Raw genomic sequence first — 4,072 nt, forward strand, 5'->3', positions numbered from 1 at the left:
CACCCTTGTATCTTGACTGACCCCTTAACGCAATCAACGAGAGTTGATAAACTAAAGCGGTTAATCACGAGCATTGAGAGCATGAGCGCACCCTTAGTGCCTAGACACTGTAGCGTAGATAATGCCCAATGCTCATTTTTATCATCTTAATACTCTGAATGGTATCCAAGTGCCTCAATACGAGTGACACTGCATGAACAAGGGAAGATGACAAGATGACTCATTATATTGGTATCGATGTTAGTAAAGCAAAGCTTGATGTTGCATGGCTTAAAGATGCAGACAAGCTAAAGGTTAAAACCAAAGTATTTAAAAACAACAAAGACGACTTTGATAATCTTATCAACTGGCTAAAAACAAACGTCAGCGATAATTTAAGTGATATACACGTAACCCTTGAAGCAACAGGTGTCTATCATGAGAATGTGGCTTATTTTCTACATGATAAAGGTATTGCTCTAAGTATCGTAAATCCAGCCTATGTCAGAAGCTATGCAAACTCTCTTGGTAGTCGCAATAAAACTGACAAAAAGGATAGCGTCTTACTGGCTCGTTATGCTAATAGTGCTAAGCCAGAACAGTGGACACCGCCACCAGTAGAAGCAAGACAATTAAAGTCATTATTGACTCGTTTAGATGCACTACAGCAAGACTTGCAACGTGAGCTTAACCGTCAAGAAAAAGCATATGCTACTGATACTGCGCCTATTGTGAAGCAATCCATTGGCACTATGATTGATGCTTTAGAAGTTGCTATTGCAAAGCTTAACGATGATATTGATGATCATATCGATAAACATCCTAAGTTAAAGCATGACCAAGAGCTACTACAAACTATCAAAGGTGTAGGCCCTGCCACATCAAGACAGATGCTATCGCTGATGCACAATAAGCAGTTTACTAAAGCGTCACAGGTTGCAGCCTTTATTGGTCTTGTTCCTAGACATATTGAGTCAGGACAGTTTAAAGGCAAATCACGTTTAGCTAAGAATGGTTCAAGTGCTATTAGAGCTAAACTGTATATGGCTGCAGTGGTATCCACTAAATGGAATCCTGATATTAAGGCACAGTACGAGAGGCTGTTAGCCAATGGTAAGTGCAAGATGCAGGCGATTTGCGCTGCTATGCGTAAGCTTGTGCATATCTGCTATGGTGTATTGAAACATCAATCTCCTTATCAGGCAAAAGTTGAATTTATTTCTGCTTGATATTTATTTTTTAAGATGGTATCTACGATACGACCTTAAACCAAAAATTTAGTAAGACAGTTTAATAAGGTATTACCTCGCACTCGACAGGTTGCGGTTTATCTACCGAAACAAACCGTACAAAGGTAGTTTCATCTACAGTTTCGGTCTCGCGCCTGTCCGTTTTAAAATCTTTAATTTCTACCGTTGCCTTAATGGGCTTGTAGCACTTTTGGCTATCAAAAACAAGATTGCCCAGCTGATACTTATTATCCCTAGGTTCATAAATAGTGTTGTTGAATGCAAACCAAGCCATTCTATCGTCGCCTAACTCTCTAGGTATTTTATGGCTATCGGTATCATCTGCCCTGAAGCACAAACCACATGGTGAAATATCATCGTCAGGATGAGTAACCTCAAGCACGCCGTTTACAGTGGTTAAACCTTGATAGTAGGTGATATCACCCGTTGAATCAGTGGTCACTCGTTTAAAATACGATGACGTACTCGAAGCGTTGGTTAGTTGACTGGCATCAAAATCGTTTAAGTAGTATTGGGTACGTTGTTTGGTCTTCTCGGCTGTACACAGGTTAGCGCCTATCATCAAATGCACCTGCATATTATTCATAGGTGCCTCTTCATAACTGCAAGCTTCGTCTCTTTGTTTTAACCACGCAATTTGCGCATTGTCCATTTGTTGTTTCTGCGTACTGTTTAACGTGCGATAGCGTTTATTATAGATGTCTGTTAATCGGCTCTTTTCCATGCGTACTGCGTTTTCAGCACATTCGAAAGACTTTTCCATATACTCGGATTCACAATTGTAATTTGCTTGAGCAGTGCTACTAATCCCCATTGAAAGTGCCATTAAAAATAGACTAGTGGGTAAGACCGTTATATACCTAATCATGGTTTAGAATCCTTGTTAGTAAACAATGTTTGATTTATCGACTTAACTAACAGTCTAACTGATTGTATATATTAAAGAGCGTTGAATTTTTTTATTATTCCTTGAGTTACCACTATAGTTAGTAATATTTATAATAAGAATTTAAAAGCGCTTTATCGAGTAGGTAGGGTGAGATATAGCTTAAACCATTAGAGTATAATAAACTTTCAAACATGGGGTTCTTAAGAGTTATTAAGGCATACATATGAGCAAATATAAGGATTCTTTGAAGGACTTTCGAGCATCTATGGCGTTGATAGAAGATTTTATGGCAGAGTATCGCGAGATGCTATCCTCAATTTCTGATTCTATGAAAGATTTCGGAGCATCCTTAAAAAGAATATCTATTCCATCTATAGAAATACGAAAAACTATAGCTAGTAATGAGTCTATCAAATTAATAAGAGAAACTGCATTTGAAGTACAGCCTGAAATAAATATAGATAATAAAGGTACGATTACACTTGATACTAGACATATTTCTATTAGTGAGCTTCAAGATATATTAGATAAAATATTTAAAGACTCATTGTTAGATCAAACTGATTCATTAGAAGAATCTCTTAATAATTAAGTTAATGAGATAAAGAAGCAAAGAGATCCTTTATTTCAAAGATTGATTACGTTTTATATGAGACTTTCCCAAACTTTGTGTAACTGCTTATAATCCATAGTAAAGGAGAATAAGCAATGACAAAACAAACAGAACTAAAAAAACTAGCCGAACAAATGGCCAAACACGTTGGCAGCTTTGAAGACATCAAAGCATTTCAAAAAGAGCTCATGCAGTCATTTATTGACACTGCATTAGAAGCCGAGATGGAAGAGCATCTAGGCTATCCTAAGCATGAAAAGGCGGATACCCCAAACAAGCGCAACGGTCACACCAAAAAGACAGTGCGCAGTGACACAGGTGAGATTGAAGTATCTACACCCAGAGACCGTGAAGGAAGCTTTGATCCTGTATTGGTTGCAAAGCATCAAACTCGTATCACTGGGCTCGATGATAAAATCATCATGTTTTACGCCAAAGGCCAGACAACCACTGAGATTGTTGAGAGTATCAAAGATATCTATGACGTTGATATCTCAACCAGTCTCGTATCAAGGGTTACTGACAACATCATAGATGACATCACAGCATGGCAGAATCGTCCACTAAGTAGCTTATATCCTATCGTATATTTAGACTGCATTGTCGTTAAAGTACGTCAAGACAAGCAAATCATTAATAAAGCCATCTATCTGGCCTTAGGCGTCAATCTTGAGGGCAAAAAGGAGCTACTGGGTATGTGGCTATCGGAGAATGAAGGCGCTAAGTTCTGGCTAGGTATTCTCACTGAACTACAAAACCGTGGGGTTCAAGATATTCTTATTGCCTGTGTGGATGGTTTAAAAGGCTTTAGCGAGGCAATTAATACGGTATATCCAAACACACAGGTTCAGCTATGTATTGTGCATATGGTACGTTACTCTATGAAGTTTGTACCATGGAAAGATAGAAAAAAAGTAGCGGCTGGTTTAAAGGCGGTTTATGGTGCTGATACGCTTGAGCTGGCAGAGGCTAGCCTTGAGCAGTTTAATGAGATCTGGGGCGATAAATACCCGCATGTGGTTACCTCTTGGCGCAATAATTGGGAGGGCTTAACCGTGTTCTTTGATTACCCGAAAGACATTAGAAAAGCCATTTATACGACCAATGCTATCGAGTCATTAAATAGCGTGATTCGTACCGCTGTGAATAAGCGTAAGATATTCCCATCTGATCAAGCGGCGTTAAAGGTTGTTTATCTAGCGACTCAGCAGGCGTCTAAAAAGTGGTCGATGCCCATCCGTAACTGGACGTCTGCTCTTAATCGATTTATGATTATGTTCGATGAGCGTGTTAGTAAGCATTTAATCTAAATTGCAGTTACACAGAATTCAGGATGGGCTC

Annotated in this window: 4 protein-coding genes; 3 read left to right on the forward strand and 1 reads right to left on the reverse strand. The window is 38.8% G+C overall.

Features of this window, described 5'->3' with window-relative positions:
- Positions 1 to 215 precede the first annotated feature (215 nt).
- The gene (locus AC2SLP_RS11940; RefSeq protein ID WP_486535649.1) at positions 216 to 1,208 is read left to right on the forward strand and encodes an IS110 family RNA-guided transposase; all 993 of its coding nucleotides are present in this window, start codon (positions 216 to 218) and stop codon (positions 1,206 to 1,208) included.
- A 61-nt stretch (positions 1,209 to 1,269) separates the two neighbouring features.
- On the opposite strand, the gene AC2SLP_RS11945 is transcribed toward AC2SLP_RS11940, so the two are convergent.
- Positions 1,270 to 2,097 (reverse strand): lysozyme inhibitor LprI family protein, encoded by an 828-nt coding sequence (locus tag AC2SLP_RS11945; RefSeq protein WP_486536847.1) that lies wholly within the window; start codon positions 2,095 to 2,097, stop codon positions 1,270 to 1,272.
- 244 nt (positions 2,098 to 2,341) lie between these two features.
- On the opposite strand from AC2SLP_RS11945, the gene AC2SLP_RS11950 reads away from it, so the two are divergent.
- Positions 2,342 to 2,710: a hypothetical protein gene (locus AC2SLP_RS11950; protein ID WP_486536848.1), complete on the forward strand. Its 369-nt coding sequence runs from the start codon at positions 2,342 to 2,344 to the stop codon at positions 2,708 to 2,710.
- A 116-nt stretch (positions 2,711 to 2,826) separates the two neighbouring features.
- Entirely contained in the window at positions 2,827 to 4,041 is a 1,215-nt protein-coding gene (locus AC2SLP_RS11955) for an IS256 family transposase (protein WP_486535535.1), read from the forward strand.
- Positions 4,042 to 4,072 lie beyond the last annotated feature (31 nt).

This window comes from Psychrobacter sp. CX21, assembly GCF_057396255.1.

Excerpts from the sequence above, each read along its gene's own strand:
- AC2SLP_RS11940 (WP_486535649.1), top strand. The coding sequence starts at position 216 with ATGACTCATTATATTGGTATCGATGTTAGTAAAGCAAAGCTTGATGTT.
- AC2SLP_RS11945 (WP_486536847.1), bottom strand. The coding sequence starts at position 2,097 with ATGATTAGGTATATAACGGTCTTACCCACTAGTCTATTTTTAATGGCA.
- AC2SLP_RS11950 (WP_486536848.1), top strand. The coding sequence starts at position 2,342 with ATGAGCAAATATAAGGATTCTTTGAAGGACTTTCGAGCATCTATGGCG.
- AC2SLP_RS11955 (WP_486535535.1), top strand. The coding sequence starts at position 2,827 with ATGACAAAACAAACAGAACTAAAAAAACTAGCCGAACAAATGGCCAAA.